Below are 24,746 nucleotides of genomic sequence, written 5' to 3' on the forward strand. Positions count from 1 at the left end.
CCTCCTCACGGGCACCGTCCGTACATACGAGCGCTCAGCACTGTAATCGACCGGGAACGGTCCGTTCAGGGGACAGTTAGGTATGCGAAGTGTGGGTTGTGTGGTCCCGGGTGACCGGGTTTCGGCCAGGTAAGGGCTAGTGGGGGACCTCGTCGGCGAGCCGGTTGTTGCGGTCGATCTCCGGCATGTGCGTCTCGGCCCAGACCCGCAGCGCGGAGAGCGGGCCTTCGAGGGACAGGCCCAGCTCCGTGAGCCGGTAGTGGACCGCGGGCGGCACGGTGGGCTCCACGCGGCGTGCGACCAGGCCGTCACGGGCCAGGCTCTGCAGGGTGACGGACAGCATCTTCTGCGAGATGCCCGGGATCCGGCGCCGCAGTTCCGCGAAGCGGACCTCGTCCGGAGCCTCCTCGGCCAGCACCTTGACCGTCATCGACATCCACTTGGTGCCGATGCGGTCCAGCAACTGGCGCGTCGGACAGTGCGGATCCATCAAGTCACCGCGCTCACCGGGCCGTCGGTCCCGGCCGCGGGGCCTCGACGTGGTCACCTGGGGCTCACCACCTGAAGGGAAAGTGCCGTCTTGGGCGGATCAGGCTAGTTCCCTAGCGTGACCCTGTCACCATTCCTCACCACCCCTGCGGAGAGTCCCGCCATGCCCGAGCTGCGACGCGTCCCGGTCAACGGTGTCGAACTGAACGTCGCCCTCGCCGGATCCGGCCCGGCCGTCCTGTTGCTGCACGGCTTCCCGCACACCTGGGAGCTGTGGACGGACGTCATGGCCGGCCTGGCCGGCCGTCACCGCGTCATCGCACCGGACCTGCGCGGGTTCGGCGCCAGCGGCCGGGCCGCCGCCGGGTACGACGCGGGCGCCCTGGCCGAGGACGCCGCGGCGCTGCTCGCCGCGCTCGGCGTCTCCTCGGCCGCGGTGGCGGGGATCGACGCGGGTACCGCGCCGGCCTTCCTCCTCGCCCTGCGCCGCCCCGGCCTCGTCCGGCGCCTGGTCGTCATGGAGGGCCTGCTGGGCAGGCTGCCCGGCGCCGAGGACTTCCTCGCCGGCGGGCCGCCGTGGTGGTTCGGCTTCCACTCCGCCGGACCCGGCCTCGCCGAGACCGTGCTTGAGGGACACGAGGCCGCCTACGTCGACTGGTTCCTGCGCGCCGGCACGCTCGGCGACGGGGTGCGCCCCGCCGTCCGCGACGCCTTCGTCCGCGCGTACACCGGCCGCCGGGCGCTGCGCTGCGCGTTCTCGTACTACCGCGCGCTGCCCGAGAGCGCGGCGCAGATCGAGCAGGCGGTCGCCACCGCCCGCCTCACGGTGCCGACGATGGCAGTGGGCGCCCGGCCCGTCGGTACGGCGCTGGAACGCCAGCTCCGTCCGGTCACCGACGACCTCACCGGGCACGTCATCGAGGACTGCGGCCACATCATCCCGCTGCACCGGCCGCACGCCCTGCTCACACTGCTGCGCCCGTTCCTGGCCGGTGACGACACGCGCACGCCGTGACGGGCTCCCGCGGCCCCGGCGCCCCCAGCTCCGCCCATACGGTCTTGCAGCCCGCCGGTGCCTCGTCCACGCCCCAACGATCCGCATACGCCGTCACGATCAGCAGCCCGCGCCCCGATTCCGCATCGCCGGACACCGGATCGCGGCGGCGCGGGACGCGGTCGCCCCGGGCGTCGGTCACCTCGATACGGAGCGTGCGGTCGGCGTACAGCCGTAGCCCCAGCCGGAAGTCCCGCCCCGCCACGCGTCCGTGCAGCACCGCGTTCGACGCCAGCTCGGCCACGACCTGCGTCGCCTCCTGCCCGAACGGCATCCCCCAGTCGTCGAGTTGGCGTTCCGTGAGCAGCCGCGCCAGTCGAGCACCTCTTCGAGTGGCGGACAGCTGAACCGTGAAGTGGTGCGTCGGAACGGTGACCTGCGGGAGGGATTTCTGCGTCATGTCACCCAGCGTGGTCGCCCGTTCCTACCCTGAACAGCAATGCCCCCGGCACAGAGCGTCACTGTCCGGGTGCCGAACGGGGTCGTACGGGTCGTACGTCGGAAGGGGCGGGTGTGGAGGACGAGGAGGCCGAGGCCGTACTCAGGGCGGTCGGACGGCAGATCAAGGTGTGGCGGGAGGCCGCCGGGCTGCGGCAGGCCGAACTCGGCGCCGCCATCGGCTACAGCGAGGAGATGGTGTCGGCCGTGGAGCGGGGGCGGCGGATCCCCAAGCCGGACTTCCTGGAGAAGGCCGACGAGGTGCTGACGGCGGGCGGAAAACTCGCGTTCATGAAGGAGGACGTGGAGCGGGCGCGGTATCCGAAGAAGGTTCGGGATCTGGCCAAGTTGGAGGGCGAGGCGGTCGAACTGGGGGCCTACGCCAACCACAACATGCACGGCCTGCTCCAGACAGCTGAGTACGCGAGGGCCTTGTTCGCCATGCGGCGGCCCGCGTACCCCGAGGACGAGATCGAGCGCCAGGTCGCCGCACGCGTGGCGCGGCACAGCGTCTTCGAACGGGTACCCCTGCCGGAGCTCACCTTCGTCCTGGAAGAGGTGACACTGCGGCGGCCCATCGGAGGCAGAATGGTGCTGCGACAGCAACTCGAACGCCTGCTGGAGATCGGAAAGTTGAGGCACGTCGCGATCCAGGTGATGCCCACAGACCGTGAGGACCACGCGGGAATGGGCGGCTCGCTCCAGCTGCTGAAACTCCGGGACGGCAAGACACTCGGGCACTCGGAGGCCCAGCTGCACAGTCGCCTGATCAGTGACCCCCGGGAGGTACAGATCCTGGAGATGCGCTATGGAATGATCCGGGCGCAGGCTCTCACGCCTCGGGAGTCGCTGGCCTTCATCGACAAAGTGCTGGGAGAAAAGGCATGACCGCCCTTGAGTGGTTCAAGAGCAGCTACAGCAGCAACGACGGCCCCGAGTGCGTCGAGGTCGCCATATCCCCCGCCACCACCGTCCACGTCCGCGACTCCAAGGACAAGGACCGGGCCGGGCTCACCTTCGCCGACGCCTCGTGGGCCGACTTCGTTGCGTTCGCCGGGCGTTGAGCGCGGTTCGCGAAGCGGCGCTGCTGGTATGACTGGGGCATGCAGGAAGAGACCGCACAGTCCGCGATCGACACGTTCATCTCCGCCTTCAACGCCTCGGACGACGGTTACGTGACCGCGCTGCTCTCCCAGGCCCTGACGTCGGACGTGGTCTTCTGGGGGCCGCTCGGCCGCAGCGAGGGGATCGAGGCGGTCGAGCGGTTCGTGCTGGACATCCGGCGCCATCCGGCGGGGACCGGCACGATGGTGCGCTGCTCGGCGGTGGACATGCCCGACGAGTGGGCCCGGTACCAGTGGGTCTTCACCACGCCGGACGGCGGACCCTGCCTGGCGGGAACGGACGTCGTCCACCTCCGGCGGAGCCTCATCGACCAGGTCATCGTCTTCGCGGGGGAGATCGGGTCCGCCTCCTGAGCCGGCTTTCTCCGGCTCAGGAACTCGGCGGGATCCCGGGTGCGGGGCGGTCCTAAGGGGCGATGGCGTTCAGGATCGCCGCTGTGACGTGGTCGGCGGCGTTGCGGTGGCCCTTGGCGTTGGGGTGTACGAGGGCCGGCCGGTTGTCGTGGTCGAGGACGCCCTCGACCCACTTGCCGGAGTCGCAGACGCTGTGGTTCCGGGAGGAGTCGTAGAGGTTGACGAAGCTGGTGGCGCTGTGTGCGTCGGCCGACTTCTCGATGGCCTTGTTGAGGGGTTCCAGGACGTCCTGGCGCAGCCAGTCCAGGTCACCGTGGGTGATCGAGAGGAACTGGTGCGCGTCGTTGTACCGGCACTTGGAGGTGTCCGCGGGGATGACTGCGGGGTAGCCGACGGCGAGGATCTTGGCGTGCGGGGCCTTCTCGTGGAGCTTGGCGAGCATCTCGGTGTACTCCTTGCCCACCTTGGTCAGCTTGCCGGGGACGGAGGCGGCCAGATCGTCCTTGCACGGTGTGCCCACGCCGCCGCTGCCGGAGCCCAGTTGCAGGCACTTCATCAGGATGTCGGCGAACCCGAGGGTGTTGCCGCCCACGCCGACGGTGATCACGTCGGTGCCGGCCTTGACCGCCTCGGACTGGGGCGGCACCGGGGGGAAGGGGTAGTCCGGGTCCTCGGAGAGGGGCGGCAGGTGCCGGCCGATCGGCTCCTGCGCTCTGAAGGTGACGTCCTCGATCGTGGCGGCGCCGCAGCTGACGTTGGTCAGGTCGAGGAGCCCGCCGAGGTCGCGGTCGATGATCTGCGGGTAGGACTGGTCGGTGCGCTCGCAGCCGTCGCGGGGGATTTCGAAGACGTCGCCGGCGGCCGGGATGACCCCGGCGGTGTAGGAGTCGCCCAGGGCGACCCAGTCGTAATCCGCCGCGGCGGCGGGCTGCGCCCCGGCGAGTTGGGCGGGAGCGAGGGCGCCGGCGGTAAGAGCCGCGGCCGAGCCGAGCAGGGCCAGATGAGTGCGGAACCTTGCCACGAATCCTCCAGGGATACGGTTTTGGCGTCACTTTGACCCTAGGAGGCTCGTTACTGAATGCACTAGATCCAATGCGGACAGTCACCTTCCGTGGAGTCCGAGGGGTGCGCCCGGCCTGGGCGGGGGCATTCCGGAACAACTGGTTCCGTATCCGGACCGTCTGCTTCCGCGGTTTGATCAGCCCTGCGCGATATGCGCGGTCCAGGTGGCGACCTCGACCGTCCTGGCCCGCCTCGCGGCCGTCACGGCATGTCTGATTCGTGATCACCGGCGTCCCGCGGCTCGGCAGGCCGCATCAGGAGCCGGTGATACGGCGCAGCACCGCGGCCCGCTGTTCCCGGGCCCACGGGTAGTCGGGGGTGAGCGCGAGGGCGCGGTCCAGGTCGGCCAGGCCCTCCTCGTGGCGGCCCAGGCGGGACAGCGACACGCCTCGGCTCGCGTACGCGTAGGCGTAGCCGGGGTCGAGTTCGAGGGCGCGGTCGTAGTCGGCCAGGGCCTCCTCGGCGCGGCCGGCGACGCGCAGCGCCTCGCCGCGTTCGCAGCGGCCCCAGGCCCAGTCGGGCTGCAGGGCGAGCGCGCGGTCCAGGTCGGCGAGGCGGCGGGCCTCGTCGCCGAGGCCGCGCCAGGCGCGGGAACGGCGGGCCAGGGCCCAGGCGTAGTCCGGCTTGAGTCCGAGCGCGCGCTCGAAGTCGGCGAGGGCCGCGTCGAGGTCGCCGTGGCGCTCGTGGGCGGCGGCGCGGGAGGCCCAGGCGAACTCGCTGGTGGGGTCGCGCCTGATGCCCTCGCTCAGGTCGGCCACCGCTGCGTCGTGGTGGCGGGCCAGCCGGTGGTGCTCGCCGCGGAGGATGACGTTCCACGGGTTGTCCGGCTCCAGTTCGAGCACCCGGTCGAGGTCGGCGAGCGCGCCCTCGTAGTCGCCCGTCCCGCCCCGGGTGACGGCCCGGCCGCGGTGGGCCCGGACCAGGACCGGATCCAGCGCGAGGGCGCGGTCGTACTCCTCCAGGGCCCGCTCCGGCGCACCGTCCCGGGCGAGCGCGTCGGCCCGCAGCGCCCAGGCCGTCGCCCGCCACGGCTCGTCGCCCCGGGCGCGGCCGAGCAGCAGCCGGAGCAGTCCGGCCAGCCCGTCCCCGGCGAGCGCCGCGGAGAGGTCGCCGCCCCAGGTCCGTACGGCCTCGGCGTCCGCGTCCTCGCCCGCCTCGGCCAGCAGCCGCGCCCAGGGGCGTACGGCGTCGTCCCCGTAGGCGCAGGCGGTGACGACGTCGGCCAGGGCCCCGGGGAGCGCGGCGCGGGGTCGCGCGCAGAGCAGGTGGTAGGACTCGCCGAGGCGCAGCTCCCGCCACCCCTCGTCGGCCCACAACTCCTCGGGCGGCAGGCCGGCTTCGGCCTCCGTGCGCCGCCTGCCGTACGCCTCGGCGAGCCGGGTGTGCCGCTCGGTCCAGCCCTGGGGTGAGCGCAGTCGCTGGAGCCGGAGCATCGGCGCCCGTACGACGTCGTGGTACTGGAGCCGCCCGCCGCGCTCGCCGACGAACGGCATGCCCCGCAGCCAGGCGAAGAGCGTGTCCGCCTGGTCCCCGGGGGCGTCCACGGCGCAGCGGAACATGTCCTCGTCGAGGCGCCGGGGCAGCGCGCCGGCCAGCGCGGCCGCCCGGCGCACCGGGTCCCGCTCCCATTTCAGGAACCGGTCGACCGCCGTGGCGCTCGGGTCCCCCACCTCCCCGGGGCCGACGGGCCCGGACTCGGCCAGGGTGGAGACGAGTACCGGCAGCCCGCCCGTCAGCCGCAGCACCTCGGCGACCACCGGTTCGTCCCGCACCCCCTTGTCCGCGAGCAGCCCCCGGGCCTCCTCCTCGGTGAACGGGCCGAGCGGCAGGTCCGTCCTGAAGTCCGCGAAGCTGCCCCAGCGGGCCGTGTCGAACGGGTGCTGGCCGGAGGTGACCACGACGACGTTGGCGGGGAGGGCGCCGTGGCGGTCGGTGGTCATCACGTCGTGCAGCCAGGGGTCGAGGAACGGGCCGGTGCGCTCGTAGGTGTCGAGGAGGAGGACGATCCAGGGGGCCGCGTCGGCCGCCCCCGCCAGCTCCGTCAGCAGCACGGGGGTGAGCACCCGCTCGGGGGACAGCACCAGCTGGGCGTCCTCCTGGCTGCGGAAGCGGGCCCGGAGCCGGTCGGCGCCCTGGGCGAGCCGGTCCGTGTCCAGGGCGGCGGCGAAGGCGCCGGCCACCGGGACCATCCCTAGCCCCGCCTGCGCCGCCCGCGCCACCGCGAGGCTCCCCGCCGACGGCCCTTCCCGCTCCTCCGGTCCGGCCATCGCCAGGGCGGCCTCCGCCTCGTGCCGCCGCTCCCGGTGCGCGGCCAGCATCCGCTCCAGCTCCCTGAACCGCCGCCCCTGGGCCGCGAACTGACGTGCCATCACCGTCAGCGCGTCGGGTACGCCGGCCACGCCCTCGTCGACGTACGCGGTCAGCGCCCCGGCCTCCCGGGCGATCTGCTCCAGCTCCCGCACCAGCCGGGTCTTCCCGACGCCCGCGTCACCGTGCACGTGGAAGAGGAAACGGTGCCGCTCGTCCTCCGGCGGCAGGCCGAGGTTGCGCCGGAACGCGGCCCGCTCCTCGGCCCGCCCGACGAACCCGGCCCTCCGGCGCCGTCCGATCAGCTCCTGCATCGACGGCCGCGTCGACCCCATCCCTGCCTCCCCCGCAGTCGGCCGACGCCAAGTCTGGCAGAGGCGCCCGCGTCCGGCCGGTCCGCGGCGACGGCCCGGGGCGGTGGCCGCCGCCCCCACGGCACCACCCTCAGCCGTGGCTCCGGGGAGTCCCACGCCTGCGCCGGCCCGGCTCCGTAGCCGGGCGGGCCTCCTGCATGACCGTGGTGCCGAGGTACCGGACGGCGAGCAGGGCGACCTCCAGATCGGTACGCCTCTCCTGGACCGAGTGCCCCATGATCTTCTCCGCCTTGCGGACGCGGTAGTGCACGGTGTTCTTGTGCACGATCTCGTTGCTCGCCGTCGCGGTGTAGTTGCAGCCGGTCGTCAGGAAGTCGTCCAGGGTCCCGCGCAGCTGCGCGCACTGCTCGTCGTCGACGGCCAGCGGCCCGAGGACGCTGCCCACCCAGGCGCGCAGGTCCGGGATGTTCCTGCACATCAACGCGACCGGAGCGACCTGGGAGTACGCGGTGAACCGCGGCCCGGGAGCCGCCGCCGTGGCGAGCTCCTGCGCGCGCAGCGCCTCCCGGTTCGTGCTGCGGAACCCCTCGATCCCGCGGTGCAGGCTCCCGGCGCACACCCGCGCGGCGGGTTCGCCCTTCTCCACCGCACCGGACAGCCCCTCCCAGGAGACGTCGCCGGGTACGGCGAACGGCAGCCACGCCCAGGCCAGCCCCTCGTCCCGGGGCACGAACAGCGGCCTGCCGGGACAGCCGAGCCCGCGCGCGATCCCGTGGGTGAGCCGGTCGAGGCGGGCCAGTGCCTCGCCGCCGCGCGTCGTCGCCGGCAGCCAGACCACCAGCCCGAGGTGGCTCTGCCGCAGGCGGTAGCCGAGGGCGGTCTCCGCCGCGTCGAGGTCCACCTCCTGCCCGGCGAGGACGTCCCGCACCCGGGCGGCGCGCGTGGCGGTCCGGCCGAGCAGCCAGCGTTCCTGCTCCAGGCGGTACACGTCGATGACACGCTCGGTGACGCTGTCGATGTAACCGAAGCTCACCTCCAGCATGCGCCGGCCGGCGGCGGCGGAGACGGCGGCGTCCGCGCCCCGGCGGGCCAGCTCGTCGAGGCACCACTGCAGGAAACGCCAGTGCCCGATCCGGTAGGCCCGGATCAACGCGCTGACGGGGACATCCCGCTGAGCCAGTCTCCTCGCGTATTCGTCGGCCGCGACCGGCCCCGCGAGATTCGCCAGGGAGATGTCGTTCTCGAAGATGTGCAGCAGAGCGGCGATGTTCTCCTGCACGCTCGCCAGCAGGATTCTCTCGACGACGGCGTCCCCGCTGATCTGCGGGATTTCGGCGAGCAGGTGCTCCCACACGTCGCGGGAGACCTCCGTGAGGTGCGATTCCACGTTCTCCGCGCTCACGGACAGTTCCCGTGCGGGCTCCGGACTCTCCACGCCCATGCTCCAAAAGCTACGCCCTGTCTCGGCGCCGCCGGGCGGCGGGCGAGTTGTTCCCGTGTCACAAACCGCGGCCGGAAGGTGGTGCGCCGTGCCCGACGTCCGTCCCGCCTTCCGCTCCTACCGTCGTTTCCCTGTCCGCCACGTGAGGGGAGAATCCGGTGACCGAGATGCTTCAAGGCAGCCTCTGCGCACGACTGGCACCCCGCGAGACACCCGACGCCGCCATCGCGATGACCGACGCCGAGGGGACGGTGGTGGCCTGGACGAGCACGGCGCAGCGGCTGGTCGGTTACCCGGCCACCGAAGTGGTCGGCCAGGCCGTCTCCACGCTCCTGCCCCTCACCCGCCGGACGCTGCTGGAGTGGGCGTCGGCCGAGGAGTGCCTGGCCCGGGGCGGCTGGTCCGGCACCGCGACCGTCCGCCACCGCGACGGCCACACCCTCCGGGCGAGCCTGCGGTTCTCCCTGCTGTGGGGCCGGGACCGGGAGATCCACTGGCTCATCTCCGGCACCGACATCGCCTCGCTCTCCCCGGTGGCGACCACCGGATGGATGCGGGACTCGCTCCTCACCCGCACCCCGATCGGCGTCGTCGTCCACGACCAGGACCTGCGCTGCGCCTGGACCAACGACGCGATGGAGCGGCAGGACGGCGTTCCGCCCGACCGGCGGCTGGGGCGGCGGCCGTCGGACGCGCTGCCCGGCACCGAGGCCGAACAGCTCGAAAGGGTGCTGCGCGGGGTCCTGGACAGCGGGGTCAGCACGGTCCACGAGTACCGCGCGTGGCCGCCGGCGGATCCGCGCCGCGAGCACGCGATCGCGGCCTCGTACTTCTGCCTGCAGGGCGCCGACGGCCGGGCCGTGGGGGTGTGCTGCACGAGTGTGGACGTCACCCTCGGCCAGCGGGCCCGGGAACGCCTCGCCATCCTCAGCGAGGCCAGCACGCGCATGGGCAACAGCCTGGACGTGATGCGGATCGGCCAGGAGCTGGCCGACCTCGCGGTGCCCCTGCTGGCCGACTACGTCAACGTCGACCTGGCCGAGTCGATCCACTTCGGCGAGGCGCCCTTCGCCCGCATCGGCCCGCTGGACGACCGCCGGCCCGCCCTGCGCCGTGCGGGCCTGGCCTCGATCCGCCCCGGGGTCCCCGAGTCCCCGTGGGCGCGCGGCGAGCTGGTCGCCGTGCCGCGGAACTCGCCCTTCACCAAGGTCCTGTCCTCCGGCCGCTCCCATCTGGAACCGGTCCTGGACGCCTCACCCGGAACCTGGTTCGACCGGGACCCCGACCGGGCCCGGACGACGCGCGAGAGCGGCATGCACTCCCTGATGGTCGTCCCCATCCGGGCCCGGCACACCTTCCTGGGCACGGCGGTGTTCATCCGGACCGAGGAACCCGCGCCGTTCCAGGAGGACGACCTGCTGCTGGCCGAGGGACTCGTCAGCCGGACGGCGCTCTCGCTGGACAACGCCCGCCGGTACGCACGGGAGCGCAGCGCGGCCCTGACGCTCCAGCGCAGCCTGCTCCCGCAGCGCCTGGTGCAGGGCACGGCCATCGAGACCGCCTCGCGGTATCTGCCGGCCGACGTGGACAACGGTGTCGGGGGCGACTGGTTCGACGCCATCCCGCTGCCCGGCGCCCGGACGGCCCTGGTGGTGGGCGACGTGGTGGGCCACGGCATCAACGCCGCGGCGACCATGGGCCGGCTCCGCACGGCGGTGCAGACGCTCGCGGACCTCGACCTGCCCCCCGACGAGCTGCTGACCCACCTGGACGACACGGTCCGGCGGATGGCCGAGGAGGACGCCGACTCCCAGGACCCGACCCGCGTCACCGGCGCGACCTGCCTGTACGCCGTCTACGACCCGGTCGCCCAGACGTGCACGATGGCACGGGCGGGGCACCCGCCGCCCGCGGTCATCGACCCGCACGGCAAGGTCACCTTCCCCGACCTGCCCACCGGAACGCCGCTCGGCGTGGGGGTGGGGATCCCCTTCGAGGCCGTCGAGCTGGAGCTGCCCGAGGGAAGCCGGCTCGCCCTGTACACGGACGGCCTGATCGAGAGCCGCGACCACGACATCGAGGCGGGCATGCGGCGCCTCGGCGACGCCCTGGCACGGGCCGGCCGGTCCCTGGAACACCTCTGTTCCTCGGTGATCGAGGCGGTGCCGACCCAGCCGCCGTGCGACGACGTGGCCCTGCTCGTCGCGCGGACCCACGCGCTGAGCCCGGGCCGGACCACGTGCTGGGAGCTGCCCGCCGACCCGGCGGTGGTCCGCTGCGCCCGCGCCCTGGCCGCCCGGCAGCTGGCCGAGTGGGGACTGGAGCGCCTGGCGGCATCCACCCAGCTGATCATCAGCGAACTGGTCACCAACGCCGTCCGCCACGCCACCGGCCCGATCCTGCTGCGCCTGATCCGGCACCAGGTCCTGACCTGCGAGGTGTCCGACACCAGCGACACCCTCCCCCGGCTGCGGCACGCGTGCACCAGCGACGAAGGGGGCCGCGGCCTCTACATCGTCGCCCAGCTCTGCCGGCGCCACGGAGCGAGGTGTCTGGCGGACGGCGGCAAGACCGTGTGGGCCGAACAGGAACTCGACCCCGGCATCTGAGACGTCGCGCGACGCGGCTGACGAGCGCCCCCCTCCCCGCCGTCCGCACGTCCCGACCCGGCAAAATGCGGGACCATGTCCTGAAGGGGATGTTTTGGCGCATGCGCGGGAGTCGCAGATGGACGTCTCGGACGGACTCCTCCACAGTGCCGACCCGTCGGCTCTGCTGACGCCGGACGGTGTCGTCGAGGATCTCAACACCGCGATGGCCACGGCGCTGGGCAGGACGGAGGCACAGTGCCTGGGGCATCGCTTCCGTGATCTGTGGCCCACGGGCCAGCGCATCTCCGTCGAGAGCCTCCTGGACCACGCCTCCCGGGCCGGGGCGGTCGCGATGCGGGTGCTGGAGTTCCCCGGGCGGGGCGGAGCCCCCATCGCCTGTCTGATCGAGGCACGGCCGGTGCCGGATCCCACCGGTGACGAGCAGCTGGTCTGGGTGCACGCGCTGGACGCGCGCAACGACCTGACGAGCCTGCTCATCCCGTTCCGGCTGGTCACCACGGCCTCCGACCTCGGCCTGTGGATGTACGCGCCGCACCGGCAGCAACTGGAGTGGCTCGGTGGCGCACCCGCCCTGGCCGTGGCCTTCCCGGACCCCAGCACCTGCCTGTCCACCGTGGTGGCGGGCGTCCACCCCGACGACCGGGCGGCCCTGCGGCAGCTGCTGCGCTCGTCCGCCGTCCACACCCCGTGGATGATCCTGCGGTACCTCACCCAGCACGACGGCTGGCACCGGCTGGCCGTGCAGACCTGCCGGATCCAGCTGGGCTACGGCGGCCCCGAGCGGATCTTCGGGGTGGTCCGCGACGACACCAAGCTGGAGAAGCGCAAGCGGAAGGCCCGGGCCGCGCTGGCTGCCGAGCGGCAGCGCGCCAAGGACACCGCCGACTTCTCCGCCGCGCTGATCACCGCGTCCACGGAGCAGGAACTCCAGCAGGTCGTCCTGACCCGGCTCGCCGCGACCTTCGGCGCCAGCGGCGCCCTGCTCGCCCTCGTCGACGAGGGCCGCCTGCGCATCTCCACCGACGGCGGGATAGCCATGTCCGAGGTGGAGGTCCTGCAGGGCATGCCGCTGGAGGATCCCGGCCCGGTGCCGGAGGCGATCCGCACCGGAAAGACGCAGTGCGTTCCGGACCGGAAGGACTACACCCACCGCTGGCCGCAAGCGGTGGACTACCCGTGGATCGGCCGCCTCGGATCCGACTACGCCCTCGCGATCACCCCCCTCAGCGAGACCGGCGACCAGCCGCTAGGGGCGTGGGCGGTGTTCTACCACCGCGAGTACCGGGCATCGCTGGACGAGCAGACCCTCATGGGGACCCTGGCCGACCTGGCGGGCCAGGCGCTGCGGCGCATCAGGCTGCAGCAGGCACGGGTCGAGCTGGCCACGGCGCTGCAGCAGACCATGCTGCCCACGCTGCCCGAGCAGCTCGCGGGCCTGGAGGTCGCCGCCCGCTACCGGCCGAGCCGCGACGGGCTGGACATCGGCGGGGACTGGTACGACGCGTTCGTGATGTCCGACGGCACCGTCGCCATCGAGATCGGCGACGCCCAGGGGCACGACGTGGACGCCGCCGCCTTCATGGGACAGGTGCGCTCGTTCATGCGCGGGATCGCCACCCACGAAGCGCATCCGGGAGCCGTGCTGACGACCACCAACGAACTGCTCGTCACGATGGGCGCGGCACGCTTCGCCAGCTGCACCATGCTGCATCTCGACCCGCGCGACGGACGGGTCACCGGCGCCAGCGCCGGCCACGTCCCGGTGCTGCACGCGCGCCGGGACGGCAGCCACAGCGTGCGCGAGCTGCCGGGCGGGCCGGTGCTCGGAGTCGTGCCCGACACCGACTACCAGGAGGAGACCTTCACCCTCGACAGGGGCAGTGCGCTGGTCATGGTCACCGACGGTGTGGTCGAGGGCCCCGGCCTCACGCTGGATGCCGGGCTGGAGCGGGCCGGATCCCTGGCCGGAGCGGCCCTCCACGACGGGCTGGACGCCGAGGGGACCGCCGACCGCATCCTCGACGCCGCGGTCGCGGTGGACCACCTCGACGACGTGGCCGTCCTGGTCATCCGCCGTTCCTGACGCCGCCGCCCCCGCACCGGGCGGAGCCGGGCACCGCCGGTCCGGCACGCTCCGAACCGGCCGGGAACAGGTCGCGTGAAAGCCACAGCCGGGGTCCGGCAGACGGGCGTCCCCCTCGGCCGAAGCCGGGGTCCGGCAGACGGGCGCCCCCCCGGCCGAAGCCGGGGTCCGGCAGACGGGCGTCCCCCTCGGCCGTACCCGGAGGAGGCGTCGAAGTCGGCGCGTGTCCGGTGGAGTTGGGGCGCCGTCCGCGGGCCCGCCTGGCATGCTGCCCCCATGCCGACACCGCCCCCGCACCCGGCCGCGCCCGCCGAGGCCCCCGTCCCCTCCGTCGACGGCCTGCGCCTGCGGGCGCGTCGGGTGAGCCGGGAGGTCCGTGGCGGAGGGCGAATACTGACCGACGTCTCGGTCGACGTCGGTCCCGGACAGCTCACGGTGATCGCCGGGAGCAGCGGTGCGGGCAAGACCGTGCTGTTGCAGACGCTGGCGGGGCTGACCGCGCCGAGCGGCGGCGCCGTGCTGCACGACGGGGCGCCTCCCGGGCCGCCCGGGCCGGACTTCGGGTTCGTCCCGCAGGAGGACATCATCCACCGCGAACTGCCGCTGCGCCGCACGCTGGTGTACGCGGCGGGGCTGCGGATGGCGCCGGGAACACCGGCCGGGACCGTGCTGGAGACCGTCGACCGGGTGCTGGACACGCTCGGTCTGGCGGAGCGGGCGCAGACCCCCGTGCGCGCGCTCAGCGGCGGCGAGCGCAAACGGGCGAGCATCGCCGTCGAGTTGCTCACCCGCCCCCGGGTGCTCTTCCTCGACGAGCCGACGTCCGGGCTCGACCCGGTCACGGGCGCGGCCCTGCTGCGCACCCTGCGGACACTCGCCGAGGACGGCACCACGGTCGTGCTGACCACGCACGTCCTCGCCGATCTGCTCCGCGCCGACCAGGTCGTCTTCCTCTCGGCCGGCGGCGAGGTCGCGTACGCGGGCGAACCGTCCGCCCTGTTCGACGCGTTCGGGGCCACCAGTGTGGAGGAGGTGTACGAGGCGGTGGCGGGCGGCGCACGCGTCGAACGGGCCGTGGCCGGGGACGTCGTGGAGCGCCCTGATGCCGTGTCACCGGCCGTACGGCCGCCGCGGGTCGGCGTCCTGCGCCAGTGGGCGCTGCTGACCCGGCGCGGTACCGCGCTGCTGCTGCACAACCGGCTCTCGGTCGCCGTCCTGACGGGCTCGCCGGTGATGATCGTCGCGATGTTCGCGGTGCTGTTCCGGGCCGGCGCGTTCGATCCGGCGGCACCGGACCCGGGCTCCTCGGCGATGATCATGTTCTGGATCGCGTTCGGCGCGTTCTTCTTCGGGCTGACGTACGGCCTGCTCCAGATCTGCACCGAGCTGCCGGTCCTGCGCCGCGAGTGGCTGGCGGGGCTGCGGATCGGCCCGTACGTCGCCTCGAAGCTGACGGCCGTACTGCCGGTGCTCGCGGTCGCGGACGCGCTGCTGCTGGCCGTGCTGCGCGCCCTGGACCGGCTGCCCGCGGCGGGCTGGCACACCTACGGCTCGCTGTTCGTGTCGAGCGTGCTGGCCTCGGCCGCCGCCCTCGCGCTCGGGCTGCTCGCGTCGGCGGCCGTGTCGGAGCCGGGGCAGGCGACGCTGATGCTGCCGCTGCTCTGCTTCCCCCAGGTGCTGTTCTCGGGCGCCTTCGTGCCGGTGCCCCGGATGACGGTGGCCGGGAAGGCGATCAGCTGGGCGATGACCAATCGCTGGGCGTTCGAGGCGCTGGGCAGCGGGGTGGGTCTTGAGTCGCTGTGGCGGACGGGCCGCTCGCCGCTCGGTCCGCCGCTGCTGGCGTCGTACGGGGATTCGTTCGGGCATCCGGCGGGCCGCGGGTGGGCGGTCCTGGCGGGCTTCGCGCTGGTGTTCCTGGCCTGGACGTGGGTGGTGCTGCTGCGCAAGTGCCGCGACGGCGCGGAGCGGAGCCGGGCCGGACGGTGATCCCCGGCGGGCCGGCACCGGCTCAGCAGCTCTCCCGCGCGGCCAGCCCGGCCGCCGTCGGCACCCGGTCCCGGTAGGTCTCCGTCACGAACGCCAGGAACGTCTCGATGTCCCTGGGCTGGGACGACACGCCCAGGGAGACCCGGACGGCGCCCGCCGACGGCAGCCGCAGCAGCTCCAGGTACTCGTCCAGCGAACCGACCTGGGTGTCGGCCGCCGAGCGCAGCCGGGTCAGCGGCAGGCCGAACGCCTCTTCTCCGGCCCCCGGGTTGCAGAAGCAGCCCGTGCGCAGCGATATGCCCTGGGCGGCGCTGTCGCGCGTGACGACGCGTTCGTCGACGATCCGGCCGTCCGCCCCGAGCACGTTCAGCGCGACGGTGCCGCCGCGCTCCACGTCGGCGCGGTCCGCTCCGGCCCGGTCCGCTCCGGCCCGCCCGGTGCCGTACACGCGCACCAGCGGTGAGCCGTCGCTGTGCCGCAACGCCCGCAGGCCGCCGAGCAGTCGGCCGGTGAGGGCGGTGACGTGGGCGTGTATGCGGTCCATGCCGATGCCGTCGATCCAGGCGAGTCCCGCGGTCACGTCCGGCAGGGACAGGAAGTTGACCGTGCCGTCCTCGAAGGCGGCCTCGTCGGCGGCGAGGACGTGCCACTGGGCCTGGGCGCTGACGGCGTAGATGGTGCCGCCCGAGAACCAGGGGCGGCGCAGCCTGGCGAGGGCCGACCGGCGGGCGATCAGGCTGCCGATGCCGGTGGGGTGTCCGAAGACCTTGTACCAGCTGACGGCGGTGAAGTCCGGGTGGTGTCGGCTCAGGTCCAGGACGTTGGCCGGTGCGAAGGCCGCCGCGTCCAGCAGGACGTCGTAGCCGTTCGCCTGGGCGGCGGCGATCCAGTCCAGCGAGTGCTGGACACCGGTGAAGTTGCTCTGCGCCGGATAGGCGAACAGGCCGCCGCCGTCCCCGTGCGGGCCGGGTGCGGACAGGGCGGCGAACAGCCGTCCCTCGTCGATGTGCAGGCCCGGTACGTACACGGTCGCGGCTCCCCGCGCCCGCGCGTACTCCCGCAGCCCGTTGACCGAGTTGTGGTTGTCGAGCGACATCACGAGCCTGCCGCCGCGGCTGAAGGGGTATGCCTCGCCGACCAGGCGCAGGGCGCCGGTCGCGTTGGGGGTGAAGACCACGGCGTATTCGTCGGGGTCGGCGTTGAAGTGGCGGAGCACGGCCTGCCGGGCCTCGGCCAGCAGGAGTCCGGAGGCGCGGGAGGCCGGACTCTCGGAGTGCGGGTTGCCGAACAGGCCGCCGGTGATCCGCCGGGCGCTGCCCATGACGAGGGAGCGCGGGGGAAGTCCGGCGCCGGTGTGGTCCAGGTAGGTGTGTCCGCCCTCGTCGAGGTAGCCGAACTCGCGCGTCCGCAACTCCGCGAAGCCCTCCACGAGACCCCCTACGCACGTCGCACGGAACTTCGACCAAGGTACCCGCGTGCGAGCGGTTCGCCGCGGCGGCACGACGGGAAGGCCGCCGGGCAACCGCTGAACAGGGGGTGCAGGCGGCCGAGTTGGGGAAGGACGGTGGCATGTCCACCTCCCACGCGCCTCGTGCGCTTCCGCTTGCCGCTGCCGTTCTGACCGGAACGGCAGCTCTCTACATCGCCCTCGTCGCCTTCGGGAACATCACCGACTTCGGCACCAACCAGGCCTTCGTCCAGCACGTGCTGGCCATGGACACCACGTTCAAGGACGACGACCTGATGTGGCGGGCCGTCACGGACAAGGGACTGGAGAACACCGCCTACGTCCTCATCATCGTGTGGGAGACGCTGGCCGCGCTCGTGCTGATCGCCGGCACCTGGCTCTGGGCCCGCCGTGACAACGTTCGCGCGCGGCGCGTCTCCACCTACGGCCTGCTGATGCTGGTGCTGCTCTTCGGCGCCGGGTTCATCGGGATCGGCGGCGAGTGGTTCTCCATGTGGCAGTCCAAGACCTGGAACGGGCTGGACGCCGCGACCCGGGTCCTGGTGCTGACCGGGCTCGCGCTGATCGTCGTACAGCTGAGCCCCCCGGACCGGGAGGGCTGATCAGGATCGCCTGACGGCTACCTGACCACCGTCACCTTGGTGTCCGGTTCCGTCCCGAACGTCCACAGGGCGGCACCGTCCGCCTTGGGCATCCGGATGCCGCTGGTCTGCTTGCCCGCGGCGGGCGCCGGGGAGGAGCCGTCGACCGCGTTGGAGAAGGCGATCGAGAGCCCCGACTTGGACGCGAAGTACAGAATGTGCTCGATCTGGACGCCGTCCGAGCCCGTCGTTGCCGACAGGGTCTTGGAGACCGTGTAGGTGCCGGGGTCCGGACTGACGGTCCCCGGCCACACCGTGAACGTGCGGGTCGCCTTGCCGCTCGCGTCGACCGTCCACACCCGCCTGGCACCGAGCGAGTAGACGATCCGGCGGCCGGTGCCGGAGGCCGCCGGCACGGCGGGGGCCGTCGCCTTGGCCGTCGGTGACGTGGAGGGGTGGGCGCCCGCCGACGCGCTCGCCGACGGGCGGACCGCCGCGGCCGTGGGGTGCGGCCCCTTGTCGGCCTGGAGGGCGAGGAAGACGACGGCGACCGTCGCCCCGGCCGTCAGGCCGGAGACCCAGACCCAGGAGGGCAGCAGTCGGGCAGCCACGGGTACGCATCTCCTCCGTTATGAGGCCCCCCGCTCGTTCGCACAGGGGTCGGATCATCGTACTGTGCGCTGCCCGCCCGCCCGACGGCTCAGTCCAGCACCGGCAGCAGTTCCGGCAGGTGCCCGTCGGAGGCCTCCGCGGCCCGCTGCCGCTCCGCCGGCACCTCGCCGTACAGCGTCGTACGCGGCCTCGCCGGCCGCCCCGCCGCCTCCGCCACGGCAATCAGGTCCCGCACCGACTTGTACGAGCCGTACGAGGACCCCGCCATCCGCGAGATCGTCTCCTCCATCAGGGTGCCGCCGAGGTCGTTCGCCCCGGAGCGGAGCATCTCCGCCGCACCCTCCGCGCCCAGTTTCACCCAGCTTGTCTGGATGTTCGGGATGTAGGGGTGCAGGAGGAGCCGGGCCATCGCCGTCACCGCCCGGTTGTCCCGCATCGTCGGCCCGGGCCGGGAGATGCCGGCCAGGTAGACGGGCGCGTTGGTGTGGATGAAGGGCAGCGTCACGAACTCCGTGAAGCCGCCGGTGCGCTGCTGGATGCCGGCCAGGGTGCGCAGGTGGCCCAGCCAGTGGCGGGGCTGGTCGACATGGCCGTACATCATGGTGGAGGAGGAGCGGATGCCGACCTCGTGCGCGGTGGTGATCACCTCGATCCAGGTGGCGGCGGGCAGCTTGCCCTTCGTCAGCACCCAGCGGACCTCGTCGTCCAGGATCTCCGCCGCCGTCCCCGGGACGGTGTCCAGGCCCGCCTCCTTCGCCGCCGTCAGCCACTCCCGGATCGACAGGCCGGTGCGCGTCGCGCCGTTGACCACCTCCATCGGCGAGAAGGCGTGCACATGCATGCCCGGGACGCGTTCCTTGACCGCCTTGGCGATGTCGAAGTACGCGGTGCCGGGCAGGTCGGGGTGGATGCCGCCCTGCATGCAGACCTCGACCGCGCCGACGTCCCAGGCCTGCTGGGCGCGGTCGGCGACCTGGTCCAGGGAGAGGGTGTAGGCGTCCGCGTCGGTGCGGCGCTGCGCGAAGGCGCAGAAACGGCAGCCGGTGTAGCAGACGTTGGTGAAGTTGATGTTGCGGGTGACGATGTAGGTGACGTCGTCGCCGACCGCCGACTTCCGCACGTCGTCGGCGATCCCCGTCAGCGCGTCCAGCGCCGGGCCGTCCGCGTGGAAGAGGGCGAGGGCCTCGGCGTCCGTCAGCCTCGTGGGGTCGTCGGCGGCGGCCGCCAGGGCCGCGCGTACGTCGGTGTCGATGCGCTCCGGCACCATCCCGGGGGCGGCCGCCTCGCGCAGCGCGCCCCAGTCGCCGTACACCTCGTCGAAGTCGTCACGCCGGTCGCCCGTCCGGCCCTCGGTGTCGATGGAGCTGTGCAGATCGGTCCGTCCGCTCGCGACGAAGACCTCCTCCGGCTCCTGCCACGGGTGCCCCTCGACCACCGCGTCCGCGACCGCCAGGCCCGTGGCCGGGTCGGCCAGCGCGGCCACGTGCGGGCGCAGCCGCGGGTCCAGCCAGGGCTCGCCCCGGCGGACGAACTCCGGGTACACACACAGCCGTTCGCGCAGCTCGAACCCGGCCGCCGCCGACTTCGCCGCCAGCTCCTCGATCTGCGGCCAGGGCCGCTCGGGGTTGACGTGGTCGATGGTGAGCGGCGACACCCCGCCCCAGTCGTCGATGCCCGCCGCGATCAGCCGCCCGTACTCGCCGGCGACCAGGTTGGGCGGCGCCTGGATGTTGCCGGCCGGCCCCATCACCAGCCGCGCCACCGCCACGGCCGCCACCAGCTCGTCCAGCTCGGCGTCCGGCATGCCGCGCATCGCCGTGTCCGGCTTGGCCCGGAAGTTCTGGATGATCAGCTCCTGGACGCCGTGGTACGACCGGGCCACGCGCCGCAGCGCGAACAGCGACTCGGCGCGCTCCTCGTAGCTCTCGCCGATACCGATCAGGATCCCGGAGGTGAAGGGGACGGAGGAACGGCCCGCGTCCTCCAGCACCCGCAGCCGCACGGCGGGCTCCTTGTCCGGGGAACCGTAGTGCGGGCCGCCCGGCTCGGACCACAGCCGGGTCGCGGTCGTCTCCAGCATCATCCCCATCGACGGGGCGACCGGCTTCAGCCGCTGGAAGTCCGTCCAGGACAACACCCCGGGGTTGAGATGCGGCAGCAGGCCGGTCTCCTCCAGGACGCGGACGGAGACGGCCCGGACGTAGGCGATCGTGTCGTCGTAACCGTGCGCGTCGAGCCACTCGCGCGCCTCCGGCCAGCGGTCCTCGGGCTTGTCGCCGAGGGTGATCAGAGCTTCCTTGCAGCCGAGGGCCGCACCCTTGCGGGCGACGTCGAGGACCTCGTCCGGGGACATGAACATCCCGTGCCCGGCCCGGCGGAGCCTGCCGGGGACGGTCACGAACGTGCAGTAGTGGCACTTGTCGCGGCACAGCCGGGTAAGGGGGATGAACACGCTCTTCGAGTACGTGATGACGCCGGGCCGGCCGGCCTCCGCCAGTCCCGCGTCGCGGACCCGGGCAGCGGACGCGGCGAGGTCGCCCAGGGCCGCACCGCGCGCCTGGAGCAGGACGGCGGCCTCGGAGACATCGAGGGCGACGCCGTCCCGGGCGCGTTTGAGGGCGCGACGCATGGAGTTCTCGGTGGGGCCGGTTCCGGGGGTCGCGGAATTCGTCATTCTTTGAGCATACGTTCGGGTTCGGTGGGGTCCGTGGGGGCGGCGGTGCGTGGTCGGGTACGGGCGGGTGGGGGTTGTTCGCGCAGTTCCCCGCGCCCCTGAAAGAAAGCGGCGCTGCAGTGCGCCCCGGAAGGGGCGCGGGGAACTGCGCGATCAGCCACGACGCACCCGCACCCGACCACGCACGGCCGCCCCCCTCACAGGTACTCCCCGTACCCGTCCAGCACCCCCAGCACTTCGGCCTCCCCCGCCGGAGGCAACTGCACCACGACCTCCTCGATGCCCAGCTCCGCGTAGTGCGCGAGCTTCCCCGGCGTCGGATACACGGCATACGGCACCACCTGAAGCGCCGCCGGGTCGCGTCCGGCGTCCGCCCACGCGCCCCGCAGCACCGGCAGGGACTCGGTGAGCCCGCGTCCCCCGATCGGCATCCACCCGTCCGCGTACTCGGCGATGTGCGCGAACAGCTTCGGCCCCGCCGACCCGCCGACCAGCGTGCGCGGGCCGGCGACCGGGCCGCGCGGCTTCTGGACCGGCTTGGGGTGGGCGGACGACGCCCGTACGCTCCCGAACTCCCCCTCGTAGGCGGTCGGTTCGTCCGCCCACAGGGCCCGCATCAGGGCCATCCGGTCCCGGGTCAGCTCCCGCCGCGACCGCCACCGCACCCCGTGGTCCGCGGCCTCCTCCACGTTCCAGCCGAAGCCGACGCCGAGTGTGAAGCGGCCGCCGGAGAGGTGGTCGAGGGTGGCGATCTGCTTGGCGAGGTCGATCGGGTCGTGCTGGGCGACCAGGGTGATGCCGGTGCCGAGGCCGAGCCCGTCGGTGACGGCGGCGGCCTGGCCGAGGGCGACGAAGGGGTCGAGGGTGCGGCCGTACTCGCGGGGCAGGTCGCCGCCCGCCGGGTACGGGGTGGTCCGCTCGACGGGGATGTGCGTGTGCTCGGGCAGGTACAGCCCGGCGAACCCGCGTGCCTCCAGCTCACGGGCGAGCCGGACGGGGGCGATGGTCTCGTCGGTGAGGAAGACCGTGACGGCTATGCGCATGCCCCATCTGTACCGGGGGTGGCTCGATATGTCCATACCGACCAGTCGGCATCACACGTCCCACCCTGCACACGGCTATGCACATGACATAAGGACGCCTGTGGATCCCCTGTCCTTCCGTGGGAGTTCACGTCCACCGGGGAGAGTGAGCGGCATGTGTGAGGACACGCACGGCATCGGCAGACGCGCGCTGATCGTGACGGGCGCGGCCACAGCCCTTACGTTGGGAAGCGTGAGCTTCGCAGCGGCGGACGGTCAGGACCAGGGGACTCGGAGGACGGCGACCGTGAGCGGCACCCTGCCGCCCGGCTGCCCGGACTTCGTCTACGTACCGGTCGAAGTGCCCACCGGCGTACAGGAGATCAGGGTCTCCTACACCTACGACAGACCGGGCGTCCCGGCCGGCACCACGGGCAACGCGCTCGACATCGGCCTCTTCGACCAGCACGGCACCGAGCTGGGCGGCAAGGGCTTCCGGGGCTGGTCCGGCGGCGCCCGCACGGAGTTCTTCGTCCGCGCCGACGACGCGACCCCCGGCTACATCCCGGGCCCGGTCCGCGCGGGCACCTGGTACGTCGCCCTCGGCCCGTACACGGTGGCCCCGCAAGGCCTGTCGTACGAGCTGACCATCACGCTCACGTACGGCGAACCCGGCACCCCCGTCCGCCCGGTCTACCCGCCCGACCGCGCCAAGGGCCGCGGCCGCGCCTGGTACCGCGGCGACTGCCACCTGCACTCCTGGTACTCCGACGGCCGCCGCACCCCCGCCGAGATCGCGGCCCTGGCCCGCGCGGCCGGCCTGGACTTCATCAACTCCTCGGACCACAACACGCACTCCTCGCACCCGCACTGGTCGGACCAGGCCGGCGACGACCTGCTGATCATGCTCGGCGAGGAGGTCACGACGCGGAACGGCCACGTCGTCGCCCTCGGCACCGACCCCGGAACCTTCGTCGACTGGCGCTACCGGGCCCGCGACAACCGGTTCGGCCACTTCGCCCATCGGATCCACAAGGCCGGCGGTCTCGTCGTACCCGCGCACCCGCACGCCACCTGCGTCGGCTGCGCCTGGAAGTTCGGCTTCGGGGACGCGGACGCCGTCGAGGTGTGGAACGGCCCCTACACCCCCGACGACGAGGTGGCCCTCAACGCCTGGGACGCCACCCTGGTCGCCTCGGTGCGCGACAACCGCGAGTGGCTCCCGGCGATGGGCAACAGCGACGCCCACCGGGACCCGGACGCGGTGGGCCTGCCCCAGACCGTCGTCCTCGCCGACGACCTGAGCCGCGAGGCGATCCAGGAGGGGCTGCGCGCCGGCCGCTCCTACATCGCCGAGTCGAAGAACGTGACCGTCGACTTCACGGCGACGGGCAGCCGCGGCGAACGGGCCGGGATCGGCGAACAGCTGGAGGTGGCCGCCGACAGCACGGTGACCGTCCGCCTGGAGGCCTCCGGCGTCCCGCGCTGCACGGTCCGCTTCGTCACCGACGAGGGCGTCCTGCTGACCAGCGACCCGCTCCCGGTGGCCGGCTCGGGCGTGGTCGAGTGGCGGACGACGCCGCAGTACGCGGCCTACGTCCGCGCCGAACTCCGCCACGAGACGGCGGCGGGCACGGTCCCCGGCGCCCTGGCCGCACTGACGAACCCGATCTTCCTGGGGCGGTGAGGAACCGCGCCCGAAGGGGCGCTGGGGGTACCCCCGGCCGAAGGCTGGGGGAGGAAGTGCGCGACCAGCCACGACGGCGCGGCAGGCGGCACACCGCGCTTCCGGCGGAGCGCCTAGCGGCGGCCGTCCCGTCGGCGCTCGGCGCGCCGCAGTGCGCGGCGCTGCTCGCCCGGCAGGGAGGCGGCCAGCTCGCCCACCGGGGCGACGTCGTGGCCGTTGCCCTCGCGGCCGCCCCGGCACCACCACACCGGCGGGCCGGCCGCGTCCGTCGCCCCCGGGTACCAGTCGTCGGCGGTTCCCGGGGGACGGACGTGCATTCCGGTCCTGTGCTCCCAGCAGACCGGCCAGACCTGCCAGAGCAGCTCCATGACGGTCGACTGCGCCGCGTCCGCGACCACTTCCAGGACCGTGTCCGCGTCGTCCGGCTCCAGCGGGTCGCCCTCCTCGGGGTCGTACGCGTTCACCTGGTTGCCGTGCCAACGGCCGTCGGGCATCGCCACGTAGACCCGTCCCCTGTCGACTTCGCCCGGGGACGGAGACGGCTGCGGCGGCTCGGCCATCAGTACCAGCGCGTCCTGCCCGGGCAGGGTCGCCGTCACGTCGCGGTTGACCACCGCGAGCGCCGCCTCCAGCTTCGGCCACCGCCCGGGTTCGGCAGGGCCGGGCTCCGGGAGAGGCTGCCGGTGACGACCAGGACCGATGCGCTCGTGGGAAGAGTGGCTCACCGGGCCATCGTCCCATTCGCGCACTCCCGCACCAGGCCCCGGGCAGGCGGTGGACTGCCGCGAAAACCACGTGCCGCGGCCGCCGCGCCTCCCTACGCTTCCCGCCATGGACAGCACCTGGGCCGCGGGGCTCGTCAACGTCGTGGACGTCGAGGCGACCTGCTGGACCGGTTCCCCGCCGCCCGGCGAGGTCGGCGAGATCATCGAGATCGGGCTGACCGTCGTCGACCCGGCGGCCGGCGAGCGCCTCGCCCGCCACCGGATCCTGGTGCGGCCCGCCCGCTCCGCGGTCAGCGCGTTCTGCACGGAGCTGACCGGCCTCACGCAGTCCGAGGTCGACCAGGGGGTCACCTTCGCCGAAGCGTGCCGGCTGCTGGCGGCCGAGCACCGCGCGGGCGCCCGGCCCTGGGTGAGCTGGGGCGACTACGACCGCCACCAGTTCACCCGGCAGTGCCGGGCCACGCGGACGCCCTACCCCTTCGGCCGCCGGCACACCAACGCCAAGGCCGTCTTCACCGAGGCGTACGGGCTGCGCAAGCGCCCCGGCATGGCACAGGCCCTGGAGATCGCCGGACGGCAGCTCGAAGGCCGGCACCACCGGGGCGAGGACGACGCCTGGAACATCGCGGCCCTCGTGCTTCACCTCTCCGGACGGGGCCTTTGGCCGGCCCCGGTGGAACACCTCGCCTGACGCCTCGTGGGGCGCTATAAGG

20 protein-coding genes are annotated in these 24,746 nt (G+C 73.1%); 10 read left to right on the forward strand and 10 right to left on the reverse strand.

Annotation, left to right across the window (positions count from 1 at the left end):
- Positions 1 to 136 precede the first annotated feature (136 nt).
- Positions 137 to 490, reverse strand: a complete 354-nt coding sequence (locus ACFZB3_RS18060) for a winged helix-turn-helix transcriptional regulator (RefSeq protein WP_391376611.1) — start codon at positions 488 to 490, stop codon at positions 137 to 139.
- A 162-nt stretch (positions 491 to 652) separates the two neighbouring features.
- On the opposite strand from ACFZB3_RS18060, the gene ACFZB3_RS18065 reads away from it, so the two are divergent.
- Positions 653 to 1,504 carry an alpha/beta fold hydrolase gene (locus ACFZB3_RS18065; RefSeq protein ID WP_391376612.1) on the forward strand — a complete coding sequence of 284 codons (852 nt, stop codon included), beginning with the start codon at positions 653 to 655 and terminating at the stop codon, positions 1,502 to 1,504.
- Here ACFZB3_RS18065 and ACFZB3_RS18070 read toward each other — a convergent pair.
- Positions 1,455 to 1,943, reverse strand: a complete 489-nt coding sequence (locus ACFZB3_RS18070) for an ATP-binding protein (RefSeq protein WP_391376613.1) — start codon at positions 1,941 to 1,943, stop codon at positions 1,455 to 1,457. The two genes, ACFZB3_RS18065 and ACFZB3_RS18070, sit on opposite strands and share 50 nt — an antisense overlap.
- Before the next feature lie 113 nt (positions 1,944 to 2,056).
- Here ACFZB3_RS18070 and ACFZB3_RS18075 point away from each other — a divergent pair, with 113 nt between their 5' ends.
- From ACFZB3_RS18075 to ACFZB3_RS18085, 3 genes are read left to right on the forward strand one after another with little or no spacing between them, the layout of a single operon-like run.
- Positions 2,057 to 2,869: a Scr1 family TA system antitoxin-like transcriptional regulator gene (locus tag ACFZB3_RS18075; protein ID WP_391376614.1), complete on the forward strand. Its 813-nt coding sequence runs from the start codon at positions 2,057 to 2,059 to the stop codon at positions 2,867 to 2,869.
- A complete protein-coding gene (locus tag ACFZB3_RS18080) occupies positions 2,866 to 3,045 on the forward strand; it encodes a DUF397 domain-containing protein (protein ID WP_391376615.1) in 180 nt (59 codons plus the stop codon). The genes ACFZB3_RS18075 and ACFZB3_RS18080 overlap by 4 nt, the downstream gene beginning before the upstream one ends.
- A 39-nt stretch (positions 3,046 to 3,084) precedes the next feature.
- Positions 3,085 to 3,459, forward strand: a complete 375-nt coding sequence (locus ACFZB3_RS18085; RefSeq protein ID WP_391376616.1) for a nuclear transport factor 2 family protein — start codon at positions 3,085 to 3,087, stop codon at positions 3,457 to 3,459.
- A gap of 52 nt (positions 3,460 to 3,511) precedes the next feature.
- Here the strand turns inward: ACFZB3_RS18085 and ACFZB3_RS18090 are convergent, their stop codons facing one another.
- From ACFZB3_RS18090 to ACFZB3_RS18100, 3 genes are all read right to left on the reverse strand, one after another.
- Entirely contained in the window at positions 3,512 to 4,480 is a 969-nt protein-coding gene (locus ACFZB3_RS18090) for a GDSL-type esterase/lipase family protein (protein ID WP_391376617.1), read from the reverse strand.
- A gap of 295 nt (positions 4,481 to 4,775) precedes the next feature.
- Positions 4,776 to 7,163: a tetratricopeptide repeat protein gene (locus tag ACFZB3_RS18095; protein WP_391376618.1), complete on the reverse strand. Its 2,388-nt coding sequence runs from the start codon at positions 7,161 to 7,163 to the stop codon at positions 4,776 to 4,778.
- Positions 7,164 to 7,272: 109 nt separating this feature from the next.
- Entirely contained in the window at positions 7,273 to 8,583 is a 1,311-nt protein-coding gene (locus ACFZB3_RS18100) for a helix-turn-helix domain-containing protein (protein ID WP_391376619.1), read from the reverse strand.
- A 167-nt stretch (positions 8,584 to 8,750) separates the two neighbouring features.
- Between ACFZB3_RS18100 and ACFZB3_RS18105 the strand changes: the two genes are divergently transcribed.
- The 3 genes from ACFZB3_RS18105 (at position 8,751) to ACFZB3_RS18115 (ending at position 15,264) form a co-directional block, all read left to right on the forward strand.
- Positions 8,751 to 11,192, forward strand: a complete 2,442-nt coding sequence (locus ACFZB3_RS18105) for a SpoIIE family protein phosphatase (RefSeq protein ID WP_391376940.1) — start codon at positions 8,751 to 8,753, stop codon at positions 11,190 to 11,192.
- Positions 11,193 to 11,310: 118 nt separating this feature from the next.
- Positions 11,311 to 13,278, forward strand: coding sequence for a SpoIIE family protein phosphatase (locus tag ACFZB3_RS18110; RefSeq protein WP_391376620.1), 1,968 nt, complete (start codon positions 11,311 to 11,313; stop codon positions 13,276 to 13,278).
- A 276-nt stretch (positions 13,279 to 13,554) separates the two neighbouring features.
- The gene (locus tag ACFZB3_RS18115) at positions 13,555 to 15,264 is read left to right on the forward strand and encodes an ATP-binding cassette domain-containing protein (protein WP_391376621.1); all 1,710 of its coding nucleotides are present in this window, start codon (positions 13,555 to 13,557) and stop codon (positions 15,262 to 15,264) included.
- 22 nt (positions 15,265 to 15,286) lie between these two features.
- On the opposite strand, the gene ACFZB3_RS18120 is transcribed toward ACFZB3_RS18115, so the two are convergent.
- Positions 15,287 to 16,693 carry an aminotransferase class V-fold PLP-dependent enzyme gene (locus ACFZB3_RS18120; protein WP_391376622.1) on the reverse strand — a complete coding sequence of 469 codons (1,407 nt, stop codon included), beginning with the start codon at positions 16,691 to 16,693 and terminating at the stop codon, positions 15,287 to 15,289.
- Positions 16,694 to 16,833: 140 nt separating this feature from the next.
- Here ACFZB3_RS18120 and ACFZB3_RS18125 point away from each other — a divergent pair, with 140 nt between their 5' ends.
- Complete coding sequence (locus ACFZB3_RS18125; protein ID WP_391376623.1) at positions 16,834 to 17,334, forward strand: DUF2165 family protein; 501 nt, start codon at positions 16,834 to 16,836, stop codon at positions 17,332 to 17,334.
- A 17-nt stretch (positions 17,335 to 17,351) separates the two neighbouring features.
- Here the strand turns inward: ACFZB3_RS18125 and ACFZB3_RS18130 are convergent, their stop codons facing one another.
- From ACFZB3_RS18130 to ACFZB3_RS18140, 3 genes are all read right to left on the reverse strand, one after another.
- On the reverse strand, positions 17,352 to 17,924 hold the full coding sequence (locus tag ACFZB3_RS18130) for a hypothetical protein (protein ID WP_391376624.1): 573 nt from the start codon (positions 17,922 to 17,924) through the stop codon (positions 17,352 to 17,354).
- An 89-nt stretch (positions 17,925 to 18,013) separates the two neighbouring features.
- On the reverse strand, positions 18,014 to 20,599 hold the full coding sequence (locus ACFZB3_RS18135; protein ID WP_391376625.1) for a bifunctional FO biosynthesis protein CofGH: 2,586 nt from the start codon (positions 20,597 to 20,599) through the stop codon (positions 18,014 to 18,016).
- Between the two features lie 197 nt (positions 20,600 to 20,796).
- Positions 20,797 to 21,642, reverse strand: a complete 846-nt coding sequence (locus ACFZB3_RS18140) for a TIGR03619 family F420-dependent LLM class oxidoreductase (protein WP_391376626.1) — start codon at positions 21,640 to 21,642, stop codon at positions 20,797 to 20,799.
- Positions 21,643 to 21,796: 154 nt separating this feature from the next.
- Here ACFZB3_RS18140 and ACFZB3_RS18145 point away from each other — a divergent pair, with 154 nt between their 5' ends.
- The gene (locus ACFZB3_RS18145; protein ID WP_391376627.1) at positions 21,797 to 23,308 is read left to right on the forward strand and encodes a CehA/McbA family metallohydrolase; all 1,512 of its coding nucleotides are present in this window, start codon (positions 21,797 to 21,799) and stop codon (positions 23,306 to 23,308) included.
- 113 nt (positions 23,309 to 23,421) lie between these two features.
- Here the strand turns inward: ACFZB3_RS18145 and ACFZB3_RS18150 are convergent, their stop codons facing one another.
- The gene (locus tag ACFZB3_RS18150) at positions 23,422 to 24,033 is read right to left on the reverse strand and encodes a hypothetical protein (protein ID WP_391376628.1); all 612 of its coding nucleotides are present in this window, start codon (positions 24,031 to 24,033) and stop codon (positions 23,422 to 23,424) included.
- A 106-nt stretch (positions 24,034 to 24,139) separates the two neighbouring features.
- Here ACFZB3_RS18150 and ACFZB3_RS18155 point away from each other — a divergent pair, with 106 nt between their 5' ends.
- Positions 24,140 to 24,724 carry an exonuclease domain-containing protein gene (locus ACFZB3_RS18155; protein WP_391376629.1) on the forward strand — a complete coding sequence of 195 codons (585 nt, stop codon included), beginning with the start codon at positions 24,140 to 24,142 and terminating at the stop codon, positions 24,722 to 24,724.
- The last annotated feature ends 22 nt before the right edge of the window (positions 24,725 to 24,746 follow it).

Origin of the sequence: Streptomyces sp. NPDC008092, assembly GCF_042957285.1 — a bacterium.
Classification (GTDB): Bacteria; Actinomycetota; Actinomycetes; order Streptomycetales; family Streptomycetaceae; genus Streptomyces.

Coding starts and splice junctions, on each gene's coding strand:
- ACFZB3_RS18095 (WP_391376618.1), bottom strand. CDS start 7,163: ATGGGGTCGACGCGGCCGTCGATGCAGGAGCTGATCGGACGGCGCCGG.
- ACFZB3_RS18060 (WP_391376611.1), bottom strand. CDS start 490: ATGGATCCGCACTGTCCGACGCGCCAGTTGCTGGACCGCATCGGCACC.
- ACFZB3_RS18115 (WP_391376621.1), top strand. CDS start 13,555: ATGCCGACACCGCCCCCGCACCCGGCCGCGCCCGCCGAGGCCCCCGTC.
- ACFZB3_RS18070 (WP_391376613.1), bottom strand. CDS start 1,943: ATGACGCAGAAATCCCTCCCGCAGGTCACCGTTCCGACGCACCACTTC.
- ACFZB3_RS18110 (WP_391376620.1), top strand. CDS start 11,311: ATGGACGTCTCGGACGGACTCCTCCACAGTGCCGACCCGTCGGCTCTG.
- ACFZB3_RS18140 (WP_391376626.1), bottom strand. CDS start 21,642: ATGCGCATAGCCGTCACGGTCTTCCTCACCGACGAGACCATCGCCCCC.
- ACFZB3_RS18080 (WP_391376615.1), top strand. CDS start 2,866: ATGACCGCCCTTGAGTGGTTCAAGAGCAGCTACAGCAGCAACGACGGC.
- ACFZB3_RS18145 (WP_391376627.1), top strand. CDS start 21,797: ATGTGTGAGGACACGCACGGCATCGGCAGACGCGCGCTGATCGTGACG.
- ACFZB3_RS18085 (WP_391376616.1), top strand. CDS start 3,085: ATGCAGGAAGAGACCGCACAGTCCGCGATCGACACGTTCATCTCCGCC.
- ACFZB3_RS18100 (WP_391376619.1), bottom strand. CDS start 8,583: ATGGGCGTGGAGAGTCCGGAGCCCGCACGGGAACTGTCCGTGAGCGCG.
- ACFZB3_RS18135 (WP_391376625.1), bottom strand. CDS start 20,599: ATGACGAATTCCGCGACCCCCGGAACCGGCCCCACCGAGAACTCCATG.
- ACFZB3_RS18105 (WP_391376940.1), top strand. CDS start 8,751: ATGCTTCAAGGCAGCCTCTGCGCACGACTGGCACCCCGCGAGACACCC.
- ACFZB3_RS18155 (WP_391376629.1), top strand. CDS start 24,140: ATGGACAGCACCTGGGCCGCGGGGCTCGTCAACGTCGTGGACGTCGAG.
- ACFZB3_RS18125 (WP_391376623.1), top strand. CDS start 16,834: ATGTCCACCTCCCACGCGCCTCGTGCGCTTCCGCTTGCCGCTGCCGTT.
- ACFZB3_RS18065 (WP_391376612.1), top strand. CDS start 653: ATGCCCGAGCTGCGACGCGTCCCGGTCAACGGTGTCGAACTGAACGTC.